1 protein-coding gene is annotated in these 1,935 nt (G+C 51.3%); it reads right to left on the bottom strand.

Annotated elements, in window-relative coordinates:
* Nucleotides 1-654: 654 nt before the first annotated feature.
* Nucleotides 655-1,641: a protein rep gene (locus tag EHN13_RS22115; protein WP_016245711.1), complete on the bottom strand. Its 987-nt coding sequence runs from the start codon at nt 1,639-1,641 to the stop codon at nt 655-657.
* Between the last annotated feature and the right edge of the window lie 294 nt (nt 1,642-1,935).

The following is a 1,935-nucleotide window of genomic DNA, read 5'->3' as shown; positions in this document are numbered from 1 at the left end:
CATTCAACGCCCACCCGCCACTGCCACAACGCCAGGAGCGAAACAGCAACGCTCAACGCACTATCAACATGATTAAGAACCTCAAAAAACATAACAACCTCACTCGAATGGAATTGGGTAAATCTATTTAGTCTGTGATTTGCGAACCCATACTTTTTCGCATCACGACAGAACCAACTCCATTCGTTCTGGTTGTATCCGGTACCAGACAATTAAAAACCGTCTTCCAGGTGGTTGGCCTCACTTCGTGAATCCAACCACCTCAGCCAATTTTTCAATCAGCAATGTCGTCAATCACTAAATCGGAACCCACTGGCAAGCCAGCGGGACCCCACGATTTAGAGTTTGACGATTTCGGAAACAGCGAGCGCTGGCAGATTTTAATCTGACTGCGTGAGGTGTTGGCAGGGTGTCGGGGCGCAGCCCTGACGAATCGTTTTTGGCACCGACATCGTGATGGCGGTGTACCAAAAACACATCTTGTCCCAACTGAGTTCGGAAACCGAACTCAGTAATTGAGTGACGTCACTTTGCGGCGTTAGCCCTATCCTGCATCGGAGTAGAACCAATAGGACAAGATGTGTTTTTGGAGTACCGCCGACAAGCGGCGTCCTCTCAAAAACGTCGTGGTCAGGGCTGCGCCCCGACACCCTGTCAGTCTGATTCAGCTTTATCTTTTGACGGTGAGCGACGGTACTTTTTGGATTCGGTTTTCCACTCAAAAGCAATGCGTGAACCATCATCATCGCCTTCGGGAATATCATCCCCGATTACCATATCGGCATCAGTTTCCTGATCGAGTTTCAGTATGTCTTTGAGTGCGCCACCGGTAGCCACAAATCGGCGCTTATGTGTCTGCTTAGTCAATTCGAGGAACCATTCAGGATCAGCAACCATGTCAGCCGGCTTCGTGGAATATTTCAGGGTTTCAGCCACTGCGCCCCGTACAAGTTCCGCAGTTGCAGAAGCCAATGATTCTCCGTCCTTAGGCTTGCGGGGTTTTACTGCTCGAACATCAACATTCGGATCGTAATTCACACGCAAACACTCTCGCCAAAGCTCTACCCAGCGGTCATGTTTAACGTAATCTCGCGTGAACATTGAGGGAGGAACCATCATCAGAGTGTGAAAGTGCGGGTGCGCACTACCGTCACTTCCACGTGTAACTTCCGTGGTGCGAATCCAGCCCTGAACAGGTCGAAACTCTTTGCGATCCTTAAGTCGCTGGAAGGCCATGTTCATTCGGTTAAGTGTCTCACCCAATTCCCCGATCGCGCAGTTTCGCACTGTGAGGGTCAGGAACATCCAGCGTGCATCTGGATAATCCGCAACAATACGCGGCAGGGACTGATAAAAACGGGCTTGCCACATCAGGGATCGCCTCCACTGGCAGACAGGACAGTGCCGGACACGACAGAAATGCGCCTCACGTAGCCTAAGGCGAGTTTCTCCAGTTTCTTTGAGGGTAGACCAACCAAACCTCAGTAAACCGCCACAGGAAGCCATACGCGCCCCGTAGCGCTCATATTCGGCTGCGAGAAGGTAAATCCCACCTACGTCGTCAGAAACGCTTTTGTGAGCGTCCCAGGGCGCGTCTGAGGGGGAGTAATCCGTGAGGTTCTGGAGTTTAGGGTTTTGCATGCACACCGTCCCATGCTGGGCGATGGCTCATTTGACGTGTTATCATTGCCGTATCACCTGTTGGTTGTCGCTTCGAATCGAATTTCTGCAGGTGGTCACACCCCCGAACGATGGCCGTCGTTGCGGGGGTCGCTTTTAAGGCGACCACTCCCAACAGAATACTTCCAAAACCTTCTACAACGCAAATAAGCCCCGAAGCCTTGGTACGCAAGGCTTGATGCCATTTTTTATCGCCAGAGTTATCCCTTAAGTATAAATACAAGGATCGCGCGCGGATCGAACCAGCCATTCAAC

This window comes from Citrobacter youngae (genome assembly GCF_003818115.1).
GTDB lineage: Bacteria > Pseudomonadota > Gammaproteobacteria > Enterobacterales > Enterobacteriaceae > Citrobacter > Citrobacter youngae.
Note: the sequence above shows the minus strand (reverse complement) of the source record. Positions and strands in the feature narration are given on the sequence as shown.

Coding starts and splice junctions, on each gene's coding strand:
- EHN13_RS22115 (WP_016245711.1), bottom strand. CDS start 1,641: ATGCAAAACCCTAAACTCCAGAACCTCACGGATTACTCCCCCTCAGAC.